Origin of the sequence: Photorhabdus sp. CRCIA-P01 (assembly GCF_003545805.1) — a bacterium.
Taxonomy (GTDB): Bacteria; Pseudomonadota; Gammaproteobacteria; order Enterobacterales; family Enterobacteriaceae; genus Photorhabdus; species Photorhabdus antumapuensis.
On sequence record NZ_NMQR01000022.1, the window covers coordinates 1 to 24,916 of the forward strand.

Below are 24,916 nucleotides of genomic sequence, written 5' to 3' on the forward strand. Positions count from 1 at the left end.
CTAATATATGAAATTAAATAGTATGAATTTTTATTATTTTAGTAATTAAATATAAAGGTAATTTTTTGTTTTTCTTGTTTATATGATTTAAAATTTCATTTTTTAATTGATGTTAAGAGGGTGAATATAAAATATTTTTAATGTTATTTTTATAAAATATATTTTAAAACAATCAGTTATGTTGGTTTGGTGATGTGGCGATTATATGATTTCTATATTATTAATTTAAAAGATAGGTAATATGTTTTTTTTATAAAGAATAAATTAGATGTTTTTTGTTTTGTCATTTATGGTATGTTTAAAAAATAGATGGAATAGTATCCTTTTTTCCTTATGTCATTGAATAAATTTTTTGTTATTTTTAGATCTCTATTTTAATTAAAGTGTTAATTGTTCATGTGATGGTTGAAATTAACAAATAAGAATGATTTTTTTATAATTATATTTAGCTATTATGAAAATAATATCTGTGTTTTATCGGGCGTTTTTTTAGAAGAATAAATATTTATTCCGTTGTTTATAATAACGGTATTTATTTAGTAAATTTTCCGTAGTAAGTAAAAGAGTTATTTTTTTATAAATTGCATCGTGAAAATCGATCATGTTAATGAACTTAGTATTCGTTATCTGAAGGGTAAAGCTTCTGATTTAGCTTGTTTCAGTATTGGAGAGCATGTCGCTAACGGAATCGAACAAGCATAACTACATAAATAATCAGGGCTTTAATTATTATTAATGCCCCGTATAATCCTACTTTTTATCATGTCTTTTGGGGCAGAAGTGGTGAATCAAATTGCTAATGTTGTCGCTGATATATGCAAAACACTGAATAATGAACAAGTTAGCGAAGTTGGTATCCAACAGATTTCATTTCCTTTGCCAGCAGGTTGCAGCACTTACTGGCTGGAATGGCTGGCAGCGCAGTCTCATTATCCGCAGTTCTATTGGCATCACAGAGAGGGTCATGAAGAAGTCGCTGCTTGTGGGCAAATTCATCTTTTCAGTGATATCGCTTTAGCCGAAAATTTTTTGCAGAGAAACAGTCAGTTTCCACAGATGCGGATCTGGGGGCTGAATGCTTGGGATCGGATTCAACCAGCCCGTATTACGCAATCCGAAGTAGGGGAAACAAGTTATCTGTTTTTGCCCCGTATCGAATTACGTCGCTACCGTGACGAAAGCTGGTTGTATTTGAATATAGCTGGCCGGCAGGATATGAGAAATGCACGGGAATTTCTGCGACAGTTAGTTTCGCACCAGGAATTCTCTGCGTTACAGGCGGTGGTAGTGAACGCGGAGAATGTGCCGGAACGCGCCCGGTGGTGTGACTTGATTGAGCAGGCTTTGAATACTATTACCCATCGTAAGATGGAGAAAGTCGTGATGGCGCGTAAGACGCAACTAGAACTGAGTGAATCTTTAGCGGCTGCACAGTTTATGGCAGCGAGTCGCCAGATAAATCATCGTTGTTATCATTTTATGCTGGCTTTTAATCAGCATGAGGCATTTTTGGCGTCTTCGCCAGAACGGCTTTACCACCGTAAGCAGACTCAGCTTTATACAGAAGCGCTGGCGGGGACGGTTACCAATTCAGATGATGTTCGGCAAGCTGAAAAATTGGGGCAATGGTTGCTAGGTGATAAAAAAAATCAGCATGAAAACTTGCTCGTTGTTGATGATATTTGCCAGCGTCTTCAAGGTGCTGTGGTTTCTGTCGATGTGGCTTCGCCAGATGTGATCCGTTTGCGAAAGGTTCAGCATTTACGCCGCCGAATTCAGGGAAAACTAAAGAGTGCCAGTGATAGTGATTGCTTGCATCGTTTACAACCAACGGCCGCTGTTGCTGGATTACCTCGTGAAGCGGCGCGTGATTTTATTCGTGATAGCGAGCTATTCAGTCGTGACTGGTATGCGGGGTCCGCAGGATATCTTTCCTGTGAACAGAGTGAGTTTGCGGTTTCGCTACGTTGCGCGGAAATTAACAACAATCTACTTTCACTGTATGCCGGTGCGGGGATTGTGATGGGTTCTGATCCACAACAGGAGTGGATAGAGATAGAGAATAAAGCTGCTGGATTACGCTCTTTACTGAAAGGTATATAGTTAATGAAAACAATCCCCGATTAAGTGGTAATTCATTGAACTAGGATAAAGAAATAATTATCTGTGCCGTTAGGCTAATAGCCAGCTTTTATAGAAATTCTTTGAGTAAAATATGTCAAACAGCGCATTTAACCGCCGCTGGGCGGAACTTTTATTGGAAGCACTTACTCGCCACGGATTACGTCATGTTTGCATTGCGCCCGGTTCACGCTCCACGCCTTTGACAATAGCTGCCGCAGCAAATAATAAACTGATTTGTCATACTCATTTTGACGAACGCGGATTAGGACATCTGGCACTGGGGTTATCCAAAGCCAGTAGAGAGCCGGTTGCCGTTATCGTGACTTCTGGAACCGCAGTGGCAAATCTCTATCCTTCATTAATTGAAGCCAGTTTAACGGGTGAACGAGTGGTTTTCCTTACTGCTGATCGGCCACCAGAATTGATGGATTGTGGCGCGAATCAGGCTATCCGTCAAAATGGTATTTTTGCTTCTCATCCATGCCAAACAATTTCTTTGCCAAGACCGACCGTAGATATACCGGCAAGCTGGCTGGTTTCTGTCATAGATCATAGTATGGCGAATTTGCGGCATGGGGCCTTGCATATTAATTGCCCATTTGCCGAACCATTATATGGTAATGAAGAGCCTACTTATGATGAGTGGCCGCAGCAGTTAGGCGATTGGTGGAAAAGTAAAACACCTTGGTTGAGCCAGCCAGTAGCTAATGTTGTGGCAGAAGTACAAGATTGGGACTGTTGGCAACAGAAAAAAGGCGTTGTATTGGCTGGTCGAATGAGTGCCGAAGAGGGAGTTAATGTTGCTAAATGGGCAAAGGCATTGGGCTGGCCGCTGATTGGTAATGTGCTTTCACAAACTGGGCAGCCATTACCTTGTGCCGATTTATGGTTGGATAATCCTCATGTGCGGGAGATTTTAGCGCCAGCGCAATTGGTAGTGCAGTTTGGTTCCAGCCTGATAGGGAAACGCTTGTTACAGTGGCAGGCGAAATGCCAACCGCAGGAGTTTTGGATTATTGATCCGATACCTGGCCGACTTGATCCTGCCAGTCATCGTGGCAGAAAATTAACTTATGATATTGCTGACTGGTTACTGGCTCATCCCGCACAGTCGTGTATGCCGTGGGCGCAATCTCATACACCGTGGGCAGAAGAGCTCATAATCTGGTCAGGAAAAGCCGTTAACTGCGTCAGAACTGAATTAGCCGGGAAATTCGGTGAAGCAACCGTGGCCTATCGATTGAGTGAATTACTGCCTGAACGCGGGCAGTTGTTTGTCGGTAACAGCTTGATTATTCGTTTGATAGATGCACTGGGGCAATTACCGGCGGGATATCCAGTTTACAGTAACCGAGGGGCTAGCGGTATTGATGGGTTAATTTCCACTGCGGCAGGTGTGCAACGGGCAACGGCAAAGCCCACTTTGGCGGTTATCGGTGATTTATCGGCGCTTTATGATCTCAATAGCTTGGCTCTGTTGCGTCATCCTTCCGCTCCAATGGTATTAATTGTGGTAAATAATAACGGCGGGCAGATTTTTTCTCTACTACCAACCTCGGAAGAAGCAAGGCAGCGTTTTTACTGTATGCCTCAATACGTTAATTTTGATCATGCTGCGTCAATGTTCGGCTTGAAGTATGCCAGCCCACAAAATTGGATGGAGTTGCAACAAGGTATTGAGCAGGCATGGCAACAAAATGAAACCACACTGATTGAGCTAAAAGTACCGGACAAAGAAGGGGCTGACTGTTTGCAACGGTTGTTAAAACAGGTGGCGATGTTGTGAGTCTCGCTTGTCGCAAATTCAACGGTCACAATGGCCGCCCTTGGCTGGTGTGGTTGCATGGATTATTGGGTTGTGGTGATGAATGGTTGCCATTAGTGAATCTGTGTGCTCAACATCCTTCATTGGTCGTTGATCTCCCCGGTCACGGTGATTCCGCAAGGGTGCGGATAAACGATTTTACAGAGATGAGCCGTCTTCTATCTAAAACGTTAAGAGAACAGCAAATTGATCAATATTGGTTGATTGGTTACTCCTTGGGTGGACGCATTGCTATGTATCATGCCTGTTATGGTGATATTCGGGGATTATGCGGATTGCTGGTTGAAGGCGGAAATCCTGGATTATTTTCCCAACAGGAGCGGAATGATCGCCTCGATCACGATAGAAATTGGGCCAGACGTTTTCGTTCTCAGTCGATGGAACAGGTTTTGTCTGATTGGTATCAGCAGCCCATTTTTTCTGATCTATTGCCTGAACCGCGTCAACATCTGATCAAAATACGCCGCCATAATAATGGTGATAGTGTGGCTGATATGCTGGAAAATACCTCGCTTGGACATCAACCTTGGTTGGTGCCTGTATTGCAACAACTGACGTTGCCTTTTGCTTATCTATGCGGCGAAAATGACAAAAAATTCGGACAATTAGCAAAACGTTGCGCTTTGCCGCTGCAAACTATTCCACATGCTGGGCATAATGCTCACCGAACGAACACGGCGGCGTTTGCTGCGGCAGTAAACCATTTTTTATCACTCTTTGATTGAAGGAATACGAATATGATTTACCCGAGCGAAGAAGAGCTGTATGCCCCGATTGAATGGCAGGACTGCTCTGACGAATTTGAAGATATTCTTTATCACAAATCCACCGATGGCATGGCTAAAATCACCATCAATCGCCTGCAAGTACGTAATGCGTTCCGGCCATTGACGGTTAAAGAGATGATGCAAGCGCTGGATGATGCCCGTTATGATGACACTGTCGGTGTGATTATTCTGACCGGTATGGGTGAAAAAGCCTTTTGTGCTGGTGGTGATCAAAAAGTCCGTGGTGATTACGGTGGTTATAAAGATGCCAACGACATGCATCACCTGAATGTATTGGATTTCCAGCGCCAGATTCGCACTTGTCCAAAACCCGTCGTTGCCATGGTTGCTGGATATGCGATTGGTGGTGGTCATGTACTTCATTTGGTGTGTGACCTGACCATTGCGGCTGATAACGCTATTTTTGGTCAGACCGGGCCTAAAGTGGGCTCTTTTGACGGCGGTTGGGGGGCATCTTACATGGCACGGATTGTTGGTCAGAAAAAAGCCCGTGAAATCTGGTTCCTGTGTCGTCAGTATGATGCTAAACAAGCGTTGGAGATGGGGCTGGTTAACACTGTTGTGCCTCATGCGGATCTGGAAAAAGAGACCGTTCGCTGGTGTCGTGAAATGCTGAAAAATAGCCCAATGGCTCTGCGTTGCCTGAAAGCCGCTCTAAATGCTGATTGTGATGGTCAGTCTGGATTGCAGGAGCTGGCCGGTAACGCCACCATGCTTTTCTATATGACAGAAGAAGGTCAGGAGGGACGTAATGCATTCGTTGAGAAACGCCACCCTGATTTCAGTAAATTCAAACGTAACCCATAATGCGTACTGTAACTTTATACCGGTTCAGATTGCCAATGGAGGCAGGTGTTATCCTGCGATATCAGCGGCTTAAAACTCGTGATGGTTTTTTAGTTCACTTACAGGAAAATGGTCAACAGGGATGGGGTGAAATTGCACCATTGCCGGAATTCAGCAAAGAAACCGTTGAACAGGCCGGTGAAGCAGCGGTGGCATGGCTTAAACAGTGGCACCTTGGTGCTGAACCTGATGAAAGTGAATTACCTTCTGTGGCATTTGGGCTTAGCTGCGCATTAGCTGAATTACAGGGTAAATTACCGGAAGACGCTGATTACCGGAAAGCGCCGCTGTGCAATGGTGATCCTGATGAATTGATTGTTCGTCTCAGTAACATGAGTGGACAAAAAGTTGCCAAAGTGAAAGTTGGGCTGTATGAAGCTGTACGTGATGGCATGGTCGTGAATGTTTTACTGGAAGCGGTACCGGATTTATCTTTGCGGCTGGATGCTAACCGTAGTTGGAGCCGAGCTAAAGCGGACAGCTTCGCTAAGTATGTCAATCCAGATTACCGCCACCGAATTGCCTTTTTGGAGGAACCTTGTCAAACCCCGGAAGAATCGCTCGCTTTTGCCCGTGATACAGGGATTGCCATTGCATGGGATGAAAGCGTCCGGGATGAGGGGTTTAACGTAGAGGCACAAGCAGGGGTGGCTGCTATTGTGATCAAGCCCACTCTGATAGGAAGCCTTGCCCGTTGCCGTCAGTTGATTTCAGCCGCGCGCAATGCTGGATTGGAGGCTGTGATCAGCTCCAGTATTGAAACCAGCTTCGGTTTGACTCAACTTGCCCGCATTGCTCATTGGCTGACGCCAGCGACTATTCCTGGGCTGGATACACTGGAATTGATTCAGTCTCAATTAGTGCGCTGTTGGCCGGGTAGCACGGTGCCAGTAACAGGATTGGACGAGTTAGAAATCGCATGGTGCAGTTAAATTCATTTACCCAGTGGCCGTGGCGTTACTGGGCATTGCTTAGTCCTGAAAATATTGCTGTCAAGTTGCATAATCGCGCCCTAACCTGGCATCAGTTAGTTATCTCTTTGGATACGATAGCGGCCAATTTTCGCCAACAGGGGGTAGTTGAAGGCAGTGGTGTAATGCTGCGAGGGAAGAACAGTGAAGAGATGTTGTTTTGCTATCTTGCAGCGCTACAGTGTGGTGCGCGGGTATTGCCACTGAATCCTCAACTGCCTGAAATGCTTTTGGCTAAATTACTGCCACATTTGAATATCGATTTTGTGGCTGATTTTTGTGGTGACAACTTGCTTGTGATGGATGCCAAATCCCTCGATTGGAAAAGTGAACCGCTAAATGCTGATGATAATTCAGTGGCATGGGATGCGATACGCCCGGCCAGTATGATACTGACCTCCGGCTCTTCCGGGATGCCTAAAGCGGCTATTCACTCAATTCATGCTCATCTTGCCAGTGCGCAAGATGTCCTTTCAGTAATCAATTTTCAGCAGCAAGATAGCTGGCTGCTCTCATTGCCGTTGTTTCATGTATCGGGTCAGGGGATTATTTGGCGCTGGCTAATTAAAGGGGCTTGTTTGGTACTCAGAAATACCCATCTGTTAGATCACGCTTTGGCGGATTGTACTCATGCGTCATTGGTTCCGACTCAGCTTTGGCGGTTACTGGAGCAGTCACAACATCAGCCACCGAATTTGAAAGAAGTGCTGCTGGGTGGGGCGATGATCCCCGTTGAATTGACGCAAAGGGCAGAGCAGCAAGGTATTCGTTGTTGGTGTAGTTATGGTTTAACCGAACTGGCTTCAACAGTATGCATTAAACGGGCAGATGAGTTGCCTGGTGTGGGAAATCCATTACCGGGCAAGCAAGTTCGGTTGATCAAGGAGGAGATTCAAATTCGTTCTGGCAGCCTTGCCAATGGATATTGGCTGGATGGAAAATTACAACCATTAGCTGATCGTGATGGCTGGTTTCATACTCGTGATCGAGGAGTGATACAAAATGGTGAGTTGCGGATACTTGGCCGGATGGATAATCAATTTTTCAGCGGTGGAGAAGGGATTCAGCCGGAAGAGATTGAACGGGTGATTAACACCTATCCACAGGTTGCACAAAACTTTATTGTTCCCGTACCTGACCCTGAATTTGGTTATCGTCCTGTCGCGGTCATAGACAGTAATTCATCTGAGGTCATTGATATATTACCTGAATGGTTGATTGATAAACTGGCTGCTTTTCAGCGCCCAGTTGCTTACTATCTGTTACCTCAAAAGCTTAAAAATAACGGCATTAAAGTTTCCCGTCAGCAAATCAAAAAATGGGTGTTGGATTTGCCCAGTTTTTCTTGATTCATATCGATTAAACTATCATAATGATACCTATCTTTTTGATAGGAGATTTCATGGAAGAAAATGGATTGCCTATAATCAGAGAATTTTCTCCGAGTTCTGTATCCCATCAAACGGCGAGTGGTGATTGGAAATTCAATTTTCAAGGCATTGCAGCGGGAGAATTAATCGAAGTTGTTATTGTTTTAAAAAGATATGAGTACGACCCGTCTTGTTTTGTGATTACGGTGATAGTTAAATAAGGATAATATTATGTATCATTATGTTGAAAGTGGATTATCAAATATTTGGTTAGCGAATGGATTTCAACAGGAAATAATTGATGGTGAAGTTCATATCAGTATCGACAATCTTGATGAATTGCATCGTTTAATTGCTAAGGTATTAGTTTCCTTGAAACGCCCACTGTCAGCAGAAGAAGTTCGTTTTTTACGCATTGAAATGAATATGTCTCAAAAGCTCCTATCTAACTTGTTGGGCGTCGATATTCAGACAATTGCCCGTTGGGAAAAGGGGCAGTCTGGTATTCCAAGGGTCGCTGATGTTGCTTTGCGTTCTCTTTACACAGAATCAATTGATGAGCAAAGTTATATTGGTGAAATGCTGAGGAAGTTGTCAGAAACCAGTATCCAACAGCAAGCAGAAAAATTGGTTTTTGCTGAAAAAGATAATATGTGGCAAAAGCTGGCGTGATGAAAATATTCAATTAAACACTTCGTACTGCCCATTATTTATTGTGTAATAATGGGCAGAGACGGTTAAAAAAACGTATTGTTAGACACTATCCTTTGATTTTTTTCAGCGCATTTTCAACACCAGCGCCATATTCTGGATGAACTTTTCTAAATAGCTCAACCTGACGGCGTTGAGTCTCTTCATGTGCTTGTGACAGTTCACTGGCAATACGATCAAACATACGTTGATGTTCTTTACTGCTGATTAAGTTATATAGCCTGCGAGGCTGACTGAAATAATCTTCATCTTGACGATGGTTCCAGTTATCGGCATCTCCTTCTAAAGACAATGATGGTTGTTTGAATTCAGGTTGTTCCTGGAACAATCCTGCACTGTTTGGTTCATAAGTCACTGTGTTTCCGCTGTTGCCATCCACGCGCATTGCACCGTCACGGTGGTAATTATGGAACGGACAGTGAGGTTTATTAACCGGAATTTGATGGTGGTTAACGCCAAGGCGATAACGTTGAGCATCACCATAGGAGAACAGGCGGCCCTGTAACATCTTATCAGGGGAGAAACTGACACCTGGCACGACATTAGCGGGGTTGAAAGCAGCCTGTTCAACGTCTGCAAAATAGTTATCAGGGTTACGGTTTAGCTCGAAATAACCGACATCAATCATTGGGTAATCGCCATGAGGCCATACTTTTGTCAAATCAAACGGATTGTACGGCGTCTGAGAAGCTTCGTTCTCTGGCATAATCTGAACCTTTAATTTCCAGCGTGGATAATCGCCTTGTTTAATTGCGGTAAACAAGTCACGCTGAGAACTTTCGCGATCTTTACCGACCAGCGCTTCTGCCTCTTCGTCCATCAGGCTTTTAATACCTTGCTGACAACGGAAGTGGAATTTCACCCAGAAACGTTCATTATCTGCGTTGATAAAGCTGAAAGCATGGCTACCAAAACCGTGCATATGACGGAAAGATTTAGGTACACCACGGTCACTGAAATCAATGGTTAATTGGTGCAGTGATTCAGGTTGATGAGAGAAGAAATCCCATTTATAGGCAGGATTACGTAAATTAGTGTGGGGATCGCGTTTAACAACATGGTTAAGATCTGGGAACTTCAGTGGATCACGGAGATAGAATATCGGGGTGTTGTTACCAACTAAATCCCAGTTACCTTCTTCAGTGTAGAACTTAAGCGCAAAACCACGAATATCACGTTCCGCATCTGCTGCGCCGCGCTCACCGGCGACGGTTGAGAAACGGGCAAACATCTCGGTTTTTTTGCCTATTTCAGAAAAAATCTTAGCGCGGGTGTACTTAGTAATATCGTGAGTCACCACAAAGACGCCATGAGCTCCAGAACCTTTGGCATGCATACGGCGCTCTGGGATCACTTCACGATCAAAATGGGCAAGCTTTTCTAAGAACCAAACATCTTGTAACAACATAGGACCACGTTGACCCGCAGTCATGACATTATTGTTGTCAACGACAGGGGCGCCAGCATTCGTTGTAAGTCCTCTCTTTTTCATCACACTTCTCCTGTTTTACATGAAAAAAAACAGCGGAATCGCTGATTAAGAAAAACGTTCTGGTCAAATGGCGAAATGCAAATTTTGTGTTTTTTTATAATTTATTTATTATTTTATTCTTTACTATTGAATATAAAATTATTTATATAGTTAATTATTAAGCACATGAAATGAAGAATTCACACATATTTAGTAAGTATAGATGATTCCTTTCTTTTTGTTGTCAATCGGTTTAGTTGTATTTAAGTAAGATGTTTAACATTAAGTAAATAAAGAGGAAATATAATGAAGCTTTATCTTGCTGCGGTAGCAACCAGTTTATTGTTCGTTGCTGAGTCAGCGAATGCCATTTCCGTGAATGTCCAGGCTGGCCGCCATTTCACCAATACTTATGCGGCAATTGGTGATAACAGTGCCGGGTTATCTTTTAATGGCAACTGGGCACGCAGTGATCATAACGGGCAGTTGGGAAGTTTGGGAACGGCATTCAGTCTGCCTATCGGTCCATTGACTGCTAGCATTGGCGGTAAGGTTCTCTATTTATCCCCTAAAGATGGGAAAGAGGGTAAGGCATTAGCCACAGGTGTGGGGTTGAGTTGGGCTGTTATGCCCTCTTTATCTCTGTACGGTGAAGCTTACGGTGCGCCATCCAGATTAACTTCGGGCATTGATTCTTATGTTGAGGCTGCTGGTGGCTTACGTTTTACCGTATTTAAACCGCTGACGGTGGATGCAGGTTATCGGATCATGAATATGAGAGGAAAAGAGGCGCAAAGGGATAACAAATTGGCTGATGGATTTTATATCGGTGCCGGTTTGAATTTCTAATTTACTTTTTGCATGCCGTCCGCACCATTTCTGATGCGGACCGTTTCAACTGCTAATTAACCCACTTCTGGCAGTAAACCACTGACAATACCAATCTGGATGGCAATCACAGTAATCCCACAAAGAAATATCAAAATCAACGCGGGTTTTCCGCCTTTTACCCGATAGGCTCTTTGCTCAATTTGACGGCTACGCCATGCCAGCATGGAAGGCAGTAACAGGGCGAGAATGGACAGTGCTACCGCGGCGAAAGTTAGCGCCATGACGAAGTTTGGATAGTATAAAGCGCAAAGTAGTGGCGGAATAAAAGTCATGATGCCGGTTTGCAGGCGGCCTGTCGCATTGTTACGGCGTTTGAACAGATCTGCCATATAGTCAAACAAACCTAAGGAGACCCCAAGAAACGAGGTTGCCAGCGCCAAATCAGCAAACAGGCGGACAGCAAGCTCTACACGAGGCGTCGCGACAACTTCTCTCACGGCTTTTAACAGCCCATTCAGTCCTGATTGCTCCGCTAAGATCCCGACAAAAGTATGGGAAGAAATCGCTCCCAGTGTTGCTAATTGCCACAGAATATAAGCAGTCAATGGGATAGCACTGCCGATAACAAATATTTTGCGTAACTTGCGGGTATCGCCCCCCATATAACTCACGATACTTGGCACACTGCCGTGAAAACCAAAAGAGGTGAATACCACGGGAATAGCCGATAATACCAAACCTTGTTCCAAAGGCATTGACATCAGGTTAGTGCTTTTGATGTGGGGCATCATGACGGTCAGCATAATAACCAGAAAGATGATTTTTGCCGTAAATAGCAGGCGGTTAATCATATCGACAGATTGAGTCCCGATAGTGACAACACAGCCCGCGACAAGGGTGAAAATCAGTACGCCAAATGAGACAGGAATAGGTTTATCCAGCCAAGAAGACAGGCTGCCTGAAAGCAATTCACCGGCACCGCTGATATAAGCGGTGGTCAGGGCATACATCAGGAATAGCATACTGAAACCGGTAAGCCATTGACCACCACGTCCCAGATAGCGTTTTGCCACAGTTCCTAAGCCGGTATCTGCCGGGCTGTACTGATAAACTTCCACCAGCAACAAAGCGGTATAGCTCATCAAAATCCAAAGAGCGACTAACATCACGAAGGTTGTTCCAAAACCAACGCCGGCCGCTGCCAGCGGCATAGCCAGCATTCCTGCGCCAATTGTCGTGCCCGCTATGATAAAAATACTGCCAAGAGTACGATTCTTCACGCTTTCCCCTAGTTTCTGAACTGATTGAAATCGTTATAGAAAGGCAGGCTAAAGGATTAACTTATTTATGTCAAACTACGGTTACACTAAGTGTAAATAAATAATTACAATTGCATTTTTGCGTTATCCTAAATTATGTATTTCATTAAATATAAGAAGTTATTTATTCTATTTAATTTTTAAAAAGTAATATTTTACTCTTATTTTAATCTGAATTGCCAGTCAAACTAAGACATTATCCATTCTTTTAACAATTAAACGTATTGTGAAATAAAAATTATCAATGGAAAGAATATCTGTTTGTCTTAGGAAATTAGCTGTATCCGTTCTATTCGCTATATCAGGGGAAGCTTATGCTTCATTGTTTATTAGCCCAGCGGATCAAGAGGTTATCACTCAATTAAACAATCTTTAATCAGGGCCTCTTACCTTTAATGATGAAATTTTCTACTGGCCTTTTCATCGTGGGAGTTCGTCCTAGCCCGATTGCCAGAGACCATCACGCAAAAACTGAGAGTCCTGTCTCTGGCGTAAGGAAACAATATCTCGATCCTTATCGTGATTTTCCGGCATTTAATATAATAGATTCCCCATTATTAGGATTAAAAAACCTATCGATGATCACATTTCATACTATTCATTCTGACAGTCAATTAATTACACATTAGAATGGTTTAATGATGTAACTATCAAATCATCAATATTCTCTGTGGAAAGATGACTATTTTATCACCGCAGCCTGACCGCAGAACCGGGTCACTTATTGGTCAGTCTCACTGACTTTGTCACACTTAAAGTAAACAAAAGGGAAAGTACGATGAGTAAACGCAACAACTCCGTGGCGAGAGGCACGAGTTATCTTTTAATTTACCTGACGGCAATTCAGCCACTCCACCCGGCGATTGCTGCGGGAATAACACCGGACAATCACCATACGCAGGTACAAAATCAGGGCAATATCCCGGTGGTGAATATTGCCACGCCGAATGACGCGGGGATATCTCACAACACCTATAAAGAGTTTAACGTTGCCACTCAGGGCGCCGTACTGAATAACGCGATTCAGGCAGCTCAATCGCAACTGGCCGGGCAACTTAATGCTAATCCTAACTTGAATGGAAAATCGGCTGAGCTGATTATTAATGAAGTTACTGGCAACGGGCGATCTGACCTTCAAGGTAAACTAGAAGTATTTGGTCATAAAGCCAATGTGATGATTGCTAACCCTAATGGCATTACCTGTGATGGCTGTGGTTTTATCAATACCGGCAGTGCAACATTGACTACCGGTAAACCCCAATTTGATAAGCAGGGTGCATTGGAAGCGTTGGAGGTTAAAAAAGGCCAGATTACCATTGGCGGTAAAGGGCTGGATGGCAAGGCGACGGATTATGTCGATATTATCAGCCGGGCGACTGAATTAAATGGCAAAATTCAAGCGAATAATTTATCCCTTACACAAGGGGCTAACCGGATTGATTTTAACGATGGCACAGTGAAAAAAATTACCGGAGAAGGCGCTAAGCCTCAATTAGCGATTGATACCAAAGCATTAGGTGGTATGTATGCGAATAAAATTCGCTTGGTTGCTACTGAAGATGGCGTTGGGGTTAATTTGAAAGAGTTAACCAGCGACCAGCGTGATATTACCTTAAATGTTAATGGCAAAATCGAACTGGGAAATGCCAAAGCCAAAACGGATTTTAACCTCAGTGCCAAAGAAACGCATATTGTCCCTAATATCAAGGTACAGGCAGAACGGGATATTACCTTGGCAAGTACTCAATTGGACAATAAAGGGCGTGTCACTGCGGGCCGGGATGCCCGGATATTGGGTGATACTTTGCGTAATATCGGTGATAAAGCACTTCTGCAAGCCAATAATAATATGTGGTTACAGAAAAATGCCCAGGGAAATAAGAGTGCTCTGATTGAGAATAAATCTGCGACGATAAAGACTTTGAAAGGGGATTTGGTTGTTCGCACGGATAAACTGGATAATGTCAGAGATCAAACCATAACGGAATGGAAGACTATCCCGGCTGACTCAGTAGCAATTAACAAATGGGCTGGTAGTTTTTATGGTATTAGACAAGGTGTTGATTCCGTCATTACATTGGCTGTAAAACTGAAAGATTTTAATCGTGATAAATGGTTTGGCATTATTGATTTATTAAAAAATAACTTTATCAATATTAAACAGGATAGATTTTCAATAAAGGAGATAAGCCCAGCAGGGAATATTATTTCTGGTGGTAATGCTTATATTAATGCAACTAATTTGCGAAATGATGTTTCATCTATATATGCAAAGCAGGATCTTATTCTGACTGGGGAAAATATTGATGTTATCAGCCGTCAATTAGGTAAGAAAAATACATTTTGGCATTATACTACATCAAACCCTCTGGTTGGCAGTGAATTCAAAGATGATGATGCACCACCTGGTGATTGGGATTTATTTTATGTTTATGAAGACGCAGAGTATACCAAGCAAGGAGAGTTATATACTTGGGGAGAAGAAAGTTATATATCGTCTTCAATTAGATCGGAAAAAAATTTGGTGGCGGATTTTAAAAGTAACGTTAATATCAATACGTTATTGCCACATGATGTAAAAAACTTGTCAGAAATAACTGTAAATGCCAGACCTGACACATTATCAGCAAAAAATATTTTACTCCACGCAGGAAAATTTAATATCACTGATAAACTAAAGGCTACTGATGGGTTAAATATTATTTCCGAGAATGATATTAATCTTAATAATGCCGCTTTGGTTTCGTCAAATAGTTTATCTATGACAGCGGCTAATAACATTAATGTTTTTCAAGGTGAATTAAAAGGCAAAGATGTAACTATTATCAGCCGCAATGGAAATATTCAGTTTCAGAGTAGTAGTAAGCCAGAGTATTTTAATCCTGATAATACGCGTAAAATAAGTAGCCTGGAAGCTACGGGTGATTTACTCTTACATGCAGGTAAGAATATTCTTCTTCGCAATATTTTCTTAACGAGAAGTCATAATGTTTCTTTAGCTGCGAATAATGATATTACCATTGATAATAACAGTGAGTTATTGACACATAAACGAATGGGGGATGTGAACGCTGAGAGTAAAGAACAAACGCTCTTTGATCAGATGTTATCTAAGCTAGGTAAGCTTGATGCTAAAAGCTCGGTTGTGATTAATGCAGGAGGAAATTTATCTGTTAAGGGAGTTAATATCTCAGCGGTAAAAGATATCAATTTGACCTCTGCAAAAAACATTGATCTCGCTCCCCGTGAGTTGTCACCTTCATTGAGTAAATTATTTCCTTCATCCCGTTCTGGTGAGTTAAGTAGCCGATTAACCGCAGGAAATAATATCAATATTATCAGTGGTGCAGATATTAATGGCAAGGCGGCTCAAATTAACGCTAAAGGTAACACATTATTATCAGCAGGTCGGAATATTAACTTATTAGCGCTGGGTTATTCCGCTATTGATAACAAGAACGATAATAATAAAGATGATCGCCATATTGTTGCTGTAATTAATGGTGGAAAACAACTTACCCTGGCTGCTAATGGAACGCTGATGACTCAGGGAGCGACATTAAGCTCAGGCGGAAATACAACGATTTCTTCCGGCGGCAATATGCGTTTTGAATCAGTGCAGAATCACTCTTACCGAGAAAGAGGCAGGGAATTCACCGAAGCAGTGACTCAGCAAGGTACTGAATTGACGAGCGGCGGCATACTAACCGTTATCTCAAATGGCAGTATTCTTTTCCAGGCCACCAAACTGGCTGCTAAAGGTGCGATGGATGTCGCGGCAAAAGGGGGCTATCTATACGCTCAGGCGATGGAAGAATCCAGCCACTATGAGAAAACAGAGACAAAGCGTAAATGGTATGGCAAGAAGAAAACCATTAAACGCACTCGTCATGATGTCACTAACAAAGTCACTGAATTTATCGCTGGTGGTGATATTAATCTGTTAAGCCGGGATGACAGCACTTATGAAGCCAGTAAAATCTCCACTAATAAAAATGCCAAACTGACCAGCACTCACGGTAAAGTCAATTTTAAAGCAGTAAAAAATACCTCTTTTGAACAAACTATTACGTCTTCCAAAGGCTTTTATATTAAGCAAAGGGATAAAGGTTATACCGAAACCCAATGGGTATTACCGCAGATTTTCACTGGTGGAAAACTGACAGTAGAAGCGGCTAAAGGTGTCAGCGCGGATATCAAAGCGAAAAATGGTCAGTCATTGCAAAATGTATTGGCCGTATTGGGAAATACGCCAGAAACAGCCTGGTTGAAAGGGCTTAGAGAAAATAAAGATATCCAGTGGAATGTGGTCAAGGATGCTTATGACAGTTGGGATCACAAGAGCCAACATTTAAACCCGGTGGTTTCTGCGGTGATTGCGATTGCGGCCGCGGCGGCAACCGCAGGCAGTTCTCTGGCGGCATCTGTTGCATCTTATGCAGGTAATAGCGTTGCCGGTGGGGCGTTAACCGCAGGTATGTCATCACTGGCGGCACAGGCGGCGGTTGCTATTGTGGATAATCAGGGGGATATATCCAAAGCGCTAAAAGTATTAGGTAGCAGTGATGCGGTTAAATCAACGATTACCTCAATGGCGATGGGTGGTGCATTGGCCGGATTTGATTCCTATATGGGATGGGATAAAGCGGCTGATGGCACTAAATTAGATCCCACAAAAGCGAAATTACCCCAAATCAGCAATGGTGACTGGAACAAAGTTGTCCAACGGGTAGCGGGTCAATCCATTATTAGTTCCAGCCTGAATACCGCCATTAACGGCGGCAGCTTTAAAGATAATTTGACTACTGCGTTGTTATCTAATATTGGCAGCCAGATTCATGCAGAAGGTGCCAGATTGATTGGTGATAATGGCGAAGTGCTTGGAGTGCCGGGCAAAACGTTAAGCCACGCAGTTGTGGCAGGGATCAGCGCTGAAATTGGCAGAGGAAATGTTAAAGGCGCAATGGCGGGCGCTTTGGCTGCGGAACTGGCTGGCGTCATGATGGGCGATAATCTCATCAAAGCCGAAGAATGGCAGAGAACATCTGAGCGGCAGGCGCAAATTGCCCGTGTTTTTGGCGGCTTTGCCGGTGCAGTATTTACCGGTAAAGCAGATGGTGCTTACAGTGGAGCGAGCAGTGCGGAAAACACTTTCCGTTATAACTATCTGGCCCATCATCAGCGGGAATTAATGGAAAAAGAGCTTGCCGCCGAATCCAGTTACCTTAAAAAAGTGCAGATTTTTGCTAAATGGGGCTTGATTAGTAACACACAAGATGGCTATCTGGCTGCGGGTTTTGTCTCCGGTATTCCATCAGAACTCTATGATAGTGCGATGGCCATTGTCGGAGCGGTCTCTAATCCTTCGGAAGTCATTGAATCGCTTAGAACACTGTTGATTCAGGAGGATATGCCCGGCTTTATTTGGCAGGCAACAAAGGATAGCTATCTCAAACAGCTTGATATTGTCAAAGCCGAATATGAAAAAGCGGGTTCAGAAGGGGCCTATAATGCGGGTCTAGAGATAGGAAAACTGGTTACTGGAATAGCCAGTATGGTCGGCGGTGGCTTTGGTGCGGTCAAAGGGTCTACATCTGCCACTTCTAAATTGTCGAAAGTCATTTCAAAAGATCCGCATCCAACAGTAGACATACGGCATGTATATCGGATAGAAAAAGATGGTAGTAAAACCCAAATGGAGTGGGGAGGAGATATCTATAAGCAAGGGTATCCTTTTGAGGATTTTGTTGCTACGCAAATGCCAGCAGGTTCTCGGTTGCCTGAAAGGTTTAAGACTTTTGATTTTTATGATGAAAAAACAGGTTTGGCTACCAGTGTAAAAACATTGGATACACGTACTGCTTCAAAAATTAAAAATCCAAAACAACTGTATATTTCCATGAAAGGAAATATTGATGATACCATTCGTTTCATTGATGAGAAAAAAGAAGGCATAACTGTCACTGCTGACATGATATCTAAGCGTGAAGTGAGAATTGCAATACCTAAAACTACTACTCCTGACCAGTGGGAGCAAATCAACCGAGCCATTACTTATGGTGCAGATAAAAATGTAAACGTTAAAATCACGGTGGTGAAATAATGAGTGAGATTTTTGAACGATGGAAGAATGCCGGATGTGTATTTAATGGTGATTTTTATTCAGTAACAACTTATTCCGGTTATCGTGCTTTGCATTTAGACCCTTTAGGAGGTAACCATATGTTATTTCCTGATACTTCTGATGAAGAATTAGGTGCTGTGGTTTTTAGTGCTCTTTCTAAAAGTCGATTTATTCCCTATGAGAGTCTTGGAGATTTTTTAGATAATGAAAAAAGAAAAGAACGATACGAGCAGTGGGTTACAGAGATGATGGGATTTCATCGCTATCGCTCAAGACGTCAGTTATTTAAGAAGATGAACAGTTGTGATATTCGCTTGTTAGATGGTGTCATAACTATTAAACCTTATGGTCATGAGAAACTTGAACTTTGGACAGGGCAAGGTATTGTTGAATCTGATTATGTCATTATTCCGGCAGACAGTTCCCCTGAGGAAGTTGGTGCGGCATTACGGCTGGCTTTTTCACGTTGCAGAAGTTATGTTTGACAATAAAACAACGGCTTTTGTACTGATTAGTCATGAGTTTTGATTTATAGAATTAATTAAAGTGGACACGTAATAGCTATTATGTGTCTGCTAATTAACTCAAAAGGTTTAAAGCATTATTTAATGAGCTTTACCGCTAAAATCACGGTGATGAAATAATGAGTGAGATTTTTGAACGATGGAAAAATGCTAGATGCGTATTTAATGGTGATTTTTACTCAGTAACAACTTATTCAGGTAACGGTTTATTGGGAGTAGATCCTTTAGGAAACAATCATTCATTACAGCCAATTGTATCTGATCAAGAGTTGGGAAAAGCTGTACTTGATGCTTTATCAAAAAGCAGAATAATCATCGCTTGATGAATGTGGAGATTATTTTGATCATGATGTAAGTAATGAGCAGTATAAAAATTGGATCACCGAGATGATGAGATCTTATAGTTATCGCTCAAAACGTCAGTTATTCAAGCAGGAACAGGGAAAAGGCAGGAAAAAACGAGAAAAGCCACCCTGAGGTGGCTTTTCCATATAACTATTTTCGCATGAGACCTCTACTCAAGAGGCGACTCCGCCTTAACGTATGCACGTTAAACCCATCACTGATTGAAGTCAAGTTGTTTTTACAAACCGCCCCGTTGACGGTATTCTATCGTTTTTTCAAAATAGGTTTAAACATGGAACAATACATTTCAAAAGAACGTCTTGAGATTTATACCACGATCCTAAAAATTCAATCAGAACACGTCATGGCGGCCTATTGTTGGAATAAAGAACTGTCAGGTTCCATGATCCCCGCGTTACAATGCTTGGAAGTAACGCTAAGGAATGCTATTGACTATGCAATAAGGAGCTATCCACCCCGTGGTGCAAAAGGACTATATAAAGTAGATCATAATTGGATATACAGCCTGTTTAATTACATGGGTGGAAAAACTTACTCTAAAAATACTATCAGATTCAAGAAGGCTAAAAATAGTAAGGAGAAAAAAGATGGTAATGGATATTTGTTAAACAAGTACGGAAAGAGAGTGATTGATAAATATATCTGGGAAGAAACCCAAATTAATGCCGCAAAAAATAAAATAATAGAAGAAAATAAAATCCTCACACCCAGCAGAATTATTTCCTCTTTAACTTTTGGCTTCTGGACAAGTTTATTATCTCACAAGTACGAAGATAAAGATTCTGAGACACTACTCTGGCCTAATCTCTTAGTGCATGTTTTCCCTTATGCGCCAAAAGATATGACACGGAAAAAAATAGAAGATTTGCTTAAAAAAATAAAAGGGTTAAGAAATAGAATTTCTCACCATGAGGCTATTTGGAAATTTCATTATGACGATCCCAATACTCATTTACCGGATTATTCAGCTCCAGTACATGGTGCTCAAGCCAGTTGTGCTTTATTAATTAAGCATTATGAGGACATGCTTGATATGATTGGTTGGATTAGCCCTGAGCGAAAAGATAATTTTATTAAACATCATGCCAACGAAAGATTTTATGCTCTTTGTAGTGTTGAAGGATTAAATAAATATATAGACAGACATAAAAGATGAAAAAAATAGCAACACGCCTTGGCTGACTTTCGTTAGCTGGAAAGTTTACAGAAACCCGTGGCTATTTACCGTTTTCCCCGGGTTCGGGGAAATTCCCATTCTGCCGGACGGCGTTAAATAATCTTGACCATGATTTTTTAATCCCTTATTGGATGCGACTTTCCAGCGAAAGTATGTGTTCTGCCATGCATGATGGGAACACACACCGGCTGATTAATCCATTAAGGACAAATTATTGTATGCGCAAAAGTAGCCAACTAGTAATTTATTTCCTTAGCTGACTGGCATTTATATAATATCAGTCTTTATTATCGTTATTTTTGGTTTTATGTAAATTTAACAACATTGGGATAAAACCCGTAATGATATTTTCATTGGCTAATAATAATGTTTCTCTATTCTCTATTCTCTATTCTCTATTCTCTATTCTCTATGAAAGTACTTTTATCATCATAGGAAGTAATGGAGGATTTTTTATAATTATTATTACATGTTAATTTTGGTATTAATAATATGTGGTTAAAGAAATATTTTTATGGGAATAAGTGTGCTCTGATTGAGAATAAATCTACGATGGTAAAGGCCGTGAAAAGGGATTTAGTTGTTAGAACTAATGAATTTAATAATGTTAGTAGTGAATTTGTTACTGGGGGAAAATAGGAAATCCAGATTCGGATTTTAAAGATAATATTGATATTAACACTCCATCTATCTCTAATTCTTCGGAAGTCATTGAAGCACTTAAAACGCTATTGATTCAGGAGGATATGCCCGGCTTTATCTGGCAAACGACAAAGGATGGTTATCTCAAGCAGCTTGATATTGTCAAAGCTGAATATGAAAAAGCGGGTCCTGAGGGAGCCTATAACGCTGGTTTGGAAGTAGGAAAAATTGTCACTGAAATAGCCAGTATGGCAGGCGGTGGTTTTGGTGCGGTCAAAGGGTCTACATCTGCCACATCTAAATTGTCGAAAGTCATCTCAAAAGATCCGCACCCAACAGTAGACATCCGGCATGTGTATCGGGTAGAAAAAGATGGCAGCAAAACCCAAATGACGTGGGGAGAAGGTAACTATAAACAGGGGTATCCTTTTGAGGATTTTGTTGCTACGCAAATGCCTAAAGATTCTCGGTTGCCAAAGAATTTCAGGGTATATGATTTTTATGATGAAAAAACAGGTTTGGCTACCAGTGTAAAAACATTGGACACACGTACTGCTTCAAGAATTAAAAATCCAAAACAACTGTATACTTCCATGAAAGAAAATATTGATAAGACCGTTGGTTTCACTAAAGAAACAAAAGCAGGTGTAACTGTCACTGCTGACATGATATCTAAGCGTGAAGTGAGAATTGCAATACCTAAAACTACCATTCCTGACCAATGGGAGCAAATCAACCGAGCCATTACTTATGGCGCAGAGAAAAATGTAAGTGTCAAAATTACGGTGGTGAAATAATGAGTGAGACTTTTAAGCGATGGCGGAATGCCAGATGTGTATTTAATGGTGATTTTTATTCAATAACAAGTTATTCAGGTTATCGTTCACTGAATTTAGACCCTTTAGGGGGTAACCATATGTTATCTCCCGATACTTCTGATGAAAAATTAGGAGTTGCAGTTTTTGATGCTCTTTCTAAAAGTCGATTTATTCCCTTTGAGAACCTTGGCGATTTTTTAGATAATGAAAAAAGAAAAGAACGGTACGATCAGTGGGTTACAGAGATGATGGGATTTCATCGCTATCGCTCAAGACGTCAGTTATTTAAGAAGATGAACAGTTGTGATATTCGTTTGTTAGATGGTGTCATAACTATTATGCCCTATGGTCATGAGAAACTTGAGCTTTGGACAGGAAAAGGCGTTGTAGAATCTGATAATGTCATCATTCCGGCAGACAGTTCCCCTGAGGAAGTTGGTGCAGCATTACGATTGGCTTTTTCTCGTTGCAGAAGTTATGTTTGACAATAAAGTAGCAGTTTGTTTTTGCATTGATTAGATATAATCTTTGATTTATAGAGTTAATTAAGGTGGACACGTAATAGCTATTATGTGTCCGCTAATTATTTAAAAAGGTTTAAATAGCTATTCAATATACATTAACCTTTGATTCCGAAAGCCGTCTTTAAATCCTTTAATGTGATCATTAACGTCATTGGGTTTAAAGGCGATTCATCAAAACCCACAGATTTATAAAATGCTTTAGCGTCTTCTGAGATAGCATGGACAATTAACCCTCTAATACCAACTAAATCTGCGGCTTGCGTGACACGAATGGCAGCATCTCTAATTAAGTAGCGGCCAAACCCTTTTCCTTGATAATTTTTATCAACAGCCAGACGGCCCAAAATGATTACCGGAATGGGATTTGGCATATTGCGTTTAAATTTGCTTATCGCTTCTTGCGACATAATTGAGCCGGTAGCCAACGAATAATAGGCAATAACATTTTTATCTTCGCTTACAACGTATGTTCGTGAGGTATTTCCTTTTTGGTTTTTTGATGCTCTGTCTGTTAACCAATTGTCAAGGGTGTCAACCCCTGAATTAAAGCTGTCTAAATTGTGATTGTCTGTTAATGGAGTTGGGCCATTACATATCATTGTATCACCACGGTTTTTTCATGTTTGCTGTTTTGATAAGACGTTCGTTTGGTGCTGCTGGATCATCAAGTTTAGCGATAAAGGCATCAAAAACCTCTGGAGAAACAACCATAAATGAGTGTTCCAATAGGGTGTTTTCAGCATCACGCTTGATTGTATCAAGGACATATTCGGTGACGGTTTTGCCTTTTACTTTTGCTGCTCTATCGATTAAATCTCGATCTTCCTGCCTAATCCTCAAGTTGAGCGTCTTATTTTTACGATTCTCAATTGTGACATTCATTTTAAATCTCCTTTGGCTGTAGAGATGGTATAAACAACACACTAATGTAACGCTGTTGTCATTACATTGCAAGTGTAACATTACAATATATTTTTTAAAAACAAATTCCTTATAAATAATTCTTCATTCTATAGTCTTTTAATACTTGGTCTATTACCCAACTGGTTCGTGAGCCTGATTCTCCTGTCGATGGGCAAAATCCTTTTCCTTGTAATTCATTGATGATAGTATTAATCAACGGCATTTCTATATGTTTTGGATTGTCAATATTAAATTGGTGTAATTTACTATTTTCGTCATAATATGAAATGGCTGAATTTCCAAATGTAGAGAAAGATATTTTTCCTTTAGTACCAATTATTTCAACATTATCTCCTCTAGAGTTCGATGCAAAATTCCAGATACCTACACCTTGAATATTATTTTCAAACATAAATGACATTGATACACAATCTTCCGCAGGATAAGCATTCCCTTGTGAATTTGCATGTCCTTTGATAGAAACAATCTTCCCTAAAAGAAAGTCTAATATATCAAGAGTATGGCATGCTAAATCAACAAATAATCCACCACCGGAAATTTCTGGATTAACGACCCAAGGTAAATGATGTGGATCTTGGTAACATTGCTCTATCTCTCTGTAAAGTATACAACTTACAATTCTTGGTGTTCCTATAGAACCTGATTCAATTAATTCTTTGATCTTTAAGAATCTTGGCAATGCTCTCCTATAATAAGCCACAAATAAAGGGACATTTTGAGACTGACAGGTAGCTATCATTTCATTACATTCTTCAAATGTTAATGCCATAGGTTTTTCTACATATATTGCTTTACCTGCGTTGGCCGCTAAAATGGTATATTCTTTATGTATAGAGGGTGGTGTTGCAATATATATTGCAACAATGTCTTTGTCATTAATAAGTGAATTAGCGTCAGAATACCATTTAGGAACATTATGTCTCTTGGCAAAGTTCTCGGCTAAATTAGCATTGCGCCGCATTACTGCAACTAATTCAGAGTTATCTAATTTATAAAAAGCAGGGCCGCTTTTTACTTCAGTAACATCACCGCAACCAATAATGCCCCATTTTATTGTTTTTTGCATTTTTATTTTCTCAATATGTTTATATTAAATTCTTTTCTAATAAAATCTTGATGGAGATTATAGTAAAATTCTGATTTATCCCATTTTTTCGTTCCAATATATGATTATATAACATTTTTCTTACTTTTGAATCAAGTGAGTTAATATAATCTTCATCGTATTTCTTATAATCTATTATACCAAAGTGACATGTGGGTTCACATCTATGCCCAATTAGATTTCAAATTACAGCATGGTGGCAAGTGAAAGCAACCAACAAAGTAGCAACTTAAAAGATGAAGGGGATAAATCAGTCAGTAAATAGCTTGATGATATAAAGATACTCCTTTATGTTTTTTCCGATAATTAAGCTTTTTTCAGGACTTAAACTCTACCACATTAACCGTTTTATCCATTTTTTTATTGCATTATTTTTTATGATTTACTTCGTAAAATAATGGCAAGAAAACGCTTAAATCTCTATTATTCGAATAATATTCTTTTGTGGGCTGATTT

The 24,916-nt window shown here is 41.0% G+C and carries 20 protein-coding genes and 1 pseudogene; 16 read left to right on the plus strand and 5 right to left on the minus strand.

The features are described from left to right. The first annotated feature begins 783 nt into the window (after nucleotides 1-783). The 8 genes from menF to D3222_RS13890 all read left to right on the plus strand — a co-directional run bounded on the left by menF (nucleotide 784) and on the right by D3222_RS13890 (nucleotide 8,596). Nucleotides 784-2,103 carry an isochorismate synthase MenF gene (gene menF, locus D3222_RS13855; RefSeq protein WP_118986746.1) on the plus strand — a complete coding sequence of 440 codons (1,320 nt, stop codon included), beginning with the start codon at nucleotides 784-786 and terminating at the stop codon, nucleotides 2,101-2,103. A gap of 112 nt (nucleotides 2,104-2,215) precedes the next feature. Then, on the plus strand, nucleotides 2,216-3,910 hold the full coding sequence (menD, locus tag D3222_RS13860; protein ID WP_118986691.1) for a 2-succinyl-5-enolpyruvyl-6-hydroxy-3-cyclohexene-1-carboxylic-acid synthase: 1,695 nt from the start codon (nucleotides 2,216-2,218) through the stop codon (nucleotides 3,908-3,910). Beyond that, nucleotides 3,907-4,674: a 2-succinyl-6-hydroxy-2,4-cyclohexadiene-1-carboxylate synthase gene (gene menH, locus D3222_RS13865; RefSeq protein WP_118986692.1), complete on the plus strand. Its 768-nt coding sequence runs from the start codon at nucleotides 3,907-3,909 to the stop codon at nucleotides 4,672-4,674. Before menD ends, menH begins: the two co-directional genes overlap by 4 nt. Before the next feature lie 12 nt (nucleotides 4,675-4,686). After that, complete coding sequence (gene menB / locus D3222_RS13870; RefSeq protein WP_118986693.1) at nucleotides 4,687-5,544, plus strand: 1,4-dihydroxy-2-naphthoyl-CoA synthase; 858 nt, start codon at nucleotides 4,687-4,689, stop codon at nucleotides 5,542-5,544. Continuing rightward, on the plus strand, nucleotides 5,544-6,515 hold the full coding sequence (menC, locus tag D3222_RS13875; protein WP_118986694.1) for an o-succinylbenzoate synthase: 972 nt from the start codon (nucleotides 5,544-5,546) through the stop codon (nucleotides 6,513-6,515). Before menB ends, menC begins: the two co-directional genes overlap by 1 nt. After that, entirely contained in the window at nucleotides 6,503-7,903 is a 1,401-nt protein-coding gene (menE, locus tag D3222_RS13880) for an o-succinylbenzoate--CoA ligase (protein ID WP_118986695.1), read from the plus strand. Before menC ends, menE begins: the two co-directional genes overlap by 13 nt. A 53-nt stretch (nucleotides 7,904-7,956) precedes the next feature. Next, nucleotides 7,957-8,145: a hypothetical protein gene (locus tag D3222_RS13885; RefSeq protein WP_198672817.1), complete on the plus strand. Its 189-nt coding sequence runs from the start codon at nucleotides 7,957-7,959 to the stop codon at nucleotides 8,143-8,145. 10 nt (nucleotides 8,146-8,155) lie between these two features. Further along, on the plus strand, nucleotides 8,156-8,596 hold the full coding sequence (locus D3222_RS13890) for a helix-turn-helix domain-containing protein (RefSeq protein ID WP_118986696.1): 441 nt from the start codon (nucleotides 8,156-8,158) through the stop codon (nucleotides 8,594-8,596). Between the two features lie 88 nt (nucleotides 8,597-8,684). On the opposite strand, the gene D3222_RS13895 is transcribed toward D3222_RS13890, so the two are convergent. After that, entirely contained in the window at nucleotides 8,685-10,127 is a 1,443-nt protein-coding gene (locus D3222_RS13895; protein ID WP_118986697.1) for a catalase, read from the minus strand. A 285-nt stretch (nucleotides 10,128-10,412) separates the two neighbouring features. Between D3222_RS13895 and D3222_RS13900 the strand changes: the two genes are divergently transcribed. Beyond that, nucleotides 10,413-10,955, plus strand: coding sequence for a YfaZ family outer membrane protein (locus tag D3222_RS13900; RefSeq protein WP_118986698.1), 543 nt, complete (start codon nucleotides 10,413-10,415; stop codon nucleotides 10,953-10,955). Between the two features lie 56 nt (nucleotides 10,956-11,011). Here the strand turns inward: D3222_RS13900 and tyrP are convergent, their stop codons facing one another. Next, the gene (gene tyrP / locus D3222_RS13905) at nucleotides 11,012-12,217 is read right to left on the minus strand and encodes a tyrosine transporter TyrP (protein WP_118986699.1); all 1,206 of its coding nucleotides are present in this window, start codon (nucleotides 12,215-12,217) and stop codon (nucleotides 11,012-11,014) included. An 817-nt stretch (nucleotides 12,218-13,034) separates the two neighbouring features. On the opposite strand from tyrP, the gene D3222_RS13910 reads away from it, so the two are divergent. From D3222_RS13910 to D3222_RS13935, 7 genes and pseudogenes are all read left to right on the plus strand, one after another. Beyond that, nucleotides 13,035-18,359, plus strand: coding sequence for a DUF637 domain-containing protein (locus D3222_RS13910; RefSeq protein WP_118986700.1), 5,325 nt, complete (start codon nucleotides 13,035-13,037; stop codon nucleotides 18,357-18,359). Further along, on the plus strand, nucleotides 18,359-18,865 hold the full coding sequence (locus D3222_RS13915) for a contact-dependent growth inhibition system immunity protein (RefSeq protein WP_049584738.1): 507 nt from the start codon (nucleotides 18,359-18,361) through the stop codon (nucleotides 18,863-18,865). The genes D3222_RS13910 and D3222_RS13915 overlap by 1 nt, the downstream gene beginning before the upstream one ends. Nucleotides 18,866-19,023: 158 nt before the next feature. Next, on the plus strand, nucleotides 19,024-19,227 hold the full coding sequence (locus D3222_RS26460) for a contact-dependent growth inhibition system immunity protein (RefSeq protein WP_255417037.1): 204 nt from the start codon (nucleotides 19,024-19,026) through the stop codon (nucleotides 19,225-19,227). A gap of 49 nt (nucleotides 19,228-19,276) precedes the next feature. After that, a pseudogene (locus D3222_RS26465) lies at nucleotides 19,277-19,381 on the plus strand (hypothetical protein); the annotation flags it as partial. 160 nt (nucleotides 19,382-19,541) lie between these two features. Beyond that, nucleotides 19,542-20,426 (plus strand): Abi family protein, encoded by an 885-nt coding sequence (locus D3222_RS13925; protein WP_157975332.1) that lies wholly within the window; start codon nucleotides 19,542-19,544, stop codon nucleotides 20,424-20,426. Between the two features lie 767 nt (nucleotides 20,427-21,193). Then, on the plus strand, nucleotides 21,194-21,886 hold the full coding sequence (locus tag D3222_RS26035; RefSeq protein WP_232832522.1) for a hypothetical protein: 693 nt from the start codon (nucleotides 21,194-21,196) through the stop codon (nucleotides 21,884-21,886). After that, a complete protein-coding gene (locus D3222_RS13935; protein WP_118986702.1) occupies nucleotides 21,886-22,392 on the plus strand; it encodes a contact-dependent growth inhibition system immunity protein in 507 nt (168 codons plus the stop codon). The genes D3222_RS26035 and D3222_RS13935 overlap by 1 nt, the downstream gene beginning before the upstream one ends. Nucleotides 22,393-22,526: 134 nt before the next feature. Here D3222_RS13935 and D3222_RS13940 read toward each other — a convergent pair whose 3' ends face one another. The 3 genes from D3222_RS13940 to D3222_RS13950 form a co-directional block, all read right to left on the minus strand. Next, entirely contained in the window at nucleotides 22,527-23,027 is a 501-nt protein-coding gene (locus D3222_RS13940) for a GNAT family N-acetyltransferase (RefSeq protein WP_118986748.1), read from the minus strand. Nucleotides 23,028-23,034: 7 nt separating this feature from the next. Then, the gene (locus tag D3222_RS13945) at nucleotides 23,035-23,313 is read right to left on the minus strand and encodes a type II toxin-antitoxin system TacA family antitoxin (RefSeq protein WP_036848211.1); all 279 of its coding nucleotides are present in this window, start codon (nucleotides 23,311-23,313) and stop codon (nucleotides 23,035-23,037) included. Nucleotides 23,314-23,422: 109 nt separating this feature from the next. After that, a complete protein-coding gene (locus tag D3222_RS13950) occupies nucleotides 23,423-24,421 on the minus strand; it encodes a Gfo/Idh/MocA family protein (RefSeq protein WP_118986703.1) in 999 nt (332 codons plus the stop codon). Nucleotides 24,422-24,916 lie beyond the last annotated feature (495 nt).

Excerpts from the sequence above, each read along its gene's own strand:
- menD (WP_118986691.1), top strand. The coding sequence starts at position 2,216 with ATGTCAAACAGCGCATTTAACCGCCGCTGGGCGGAACTTTTATTGGAA.
- menB (WP_118986693.1), top strand. The coding sequence starts at position 4,687 with ATGATTTACCCGAGCGAAGAAGAGCTGTATGCCCCGATTGAATGGCAG.
- menC (WP_118986694.1), top strand. The coding sequence starts at position 5,544 with ATGCGTACTGTAACTTTATACCGGTTCAGATTGCCAATGGAGGCAGGT.
- menE (WP_118986695.1), top strand. The coding sequence starts at position 6,503 with ATGGTGCAGTTAAATTCATTTACCCAGTGGCCGTGGCGTTACTGGGCA.
- D3222_RS13885 (WP_198672817.1), top strand. The coding sequence starts at position 7,957 with ATGGAAGAAAATGGATTGCCTATAATCAGAGAATTTTCTCCGAGTTCT.
- D3222_RS13890 (WP_118986696.1), top strand. The coding sequence starts at position 8,156 with ATGTATCATTATGTTGAAAGTGGATTATCAAATATTTGGTTAGCGAAT.
- D3222_RS13895 (WP_118986697.1), bottom strand. The coding sequence starts at position 10,127 with ATGAAAAAGAGAGGACTTACAACGAATGCTGGCGCCCCTGTCGTTGAC.
- D3222_RS13900 (WP_118986698.1), top strand. The coding sequence starts at position 10,413 with ATGAAGCTTTATCTTGCTGCGGTAGCAACCAGTTTATTGTTCGTTGCT.
- D3222_RS13910 (WP_118986700.1), top strand. The coding sequence starts at position 13,035 with ATGAGTAAACGCAACAACTCCGTGGCGAGAGGCACGAGTTATCTTTTA.
- D3222_RS13915 (WP_049584738.1), top strand. The coding sequence starts at position 18,359 with ATGAGTGAGATTTTTGAACGATGGAAGAATGCCGGATGTGTATTTAAT.
- D3222_RS26460 (WP_255417037.1), top strand. The coding sequence starts at position 19,024 with ATGAGTGAGATTTTTGAACGATGGAAAAATGCTAGATGCGTATTTAAT.
- D3222_RS13925 (WP_157975332.1), top strand. The coding sequence starts at position 19,542 with ATGGAACAATACATTTCAAAAGAACGTCTTGAGATTTATACCACGATC.
- D3222_RS26035 (WP_232832522.1), top strand. The coding sequence starts at position 21,194 with ATGCCCGGCTTTATCTGGCAAACGACAAAGGATGGTTATCTCAAGCAG.
- D3222_RS13935 (WP_118986702.1), top strand. The coding sequence starts at position 21,886 with ATGAGTGAGACTTTTAAGCGATGGCGGAATGCCAGATGTGTATTTAAT.
- D3222_RS13945 (WP_036848211.1), bottom strand. The coding sequence starts at position 23,313 with ATGAATGTCACAATTGAGAATCGTAAAAATAAGACGCTCAACTTGAGG.
- D3222_RS13950 (WP_118986703.1), bottom strand. The coding sequence starts at position 24,421 with ATGCAAAAAACAATAAAATGGGGCATTATTGGTTGCGGTGATGTTACT.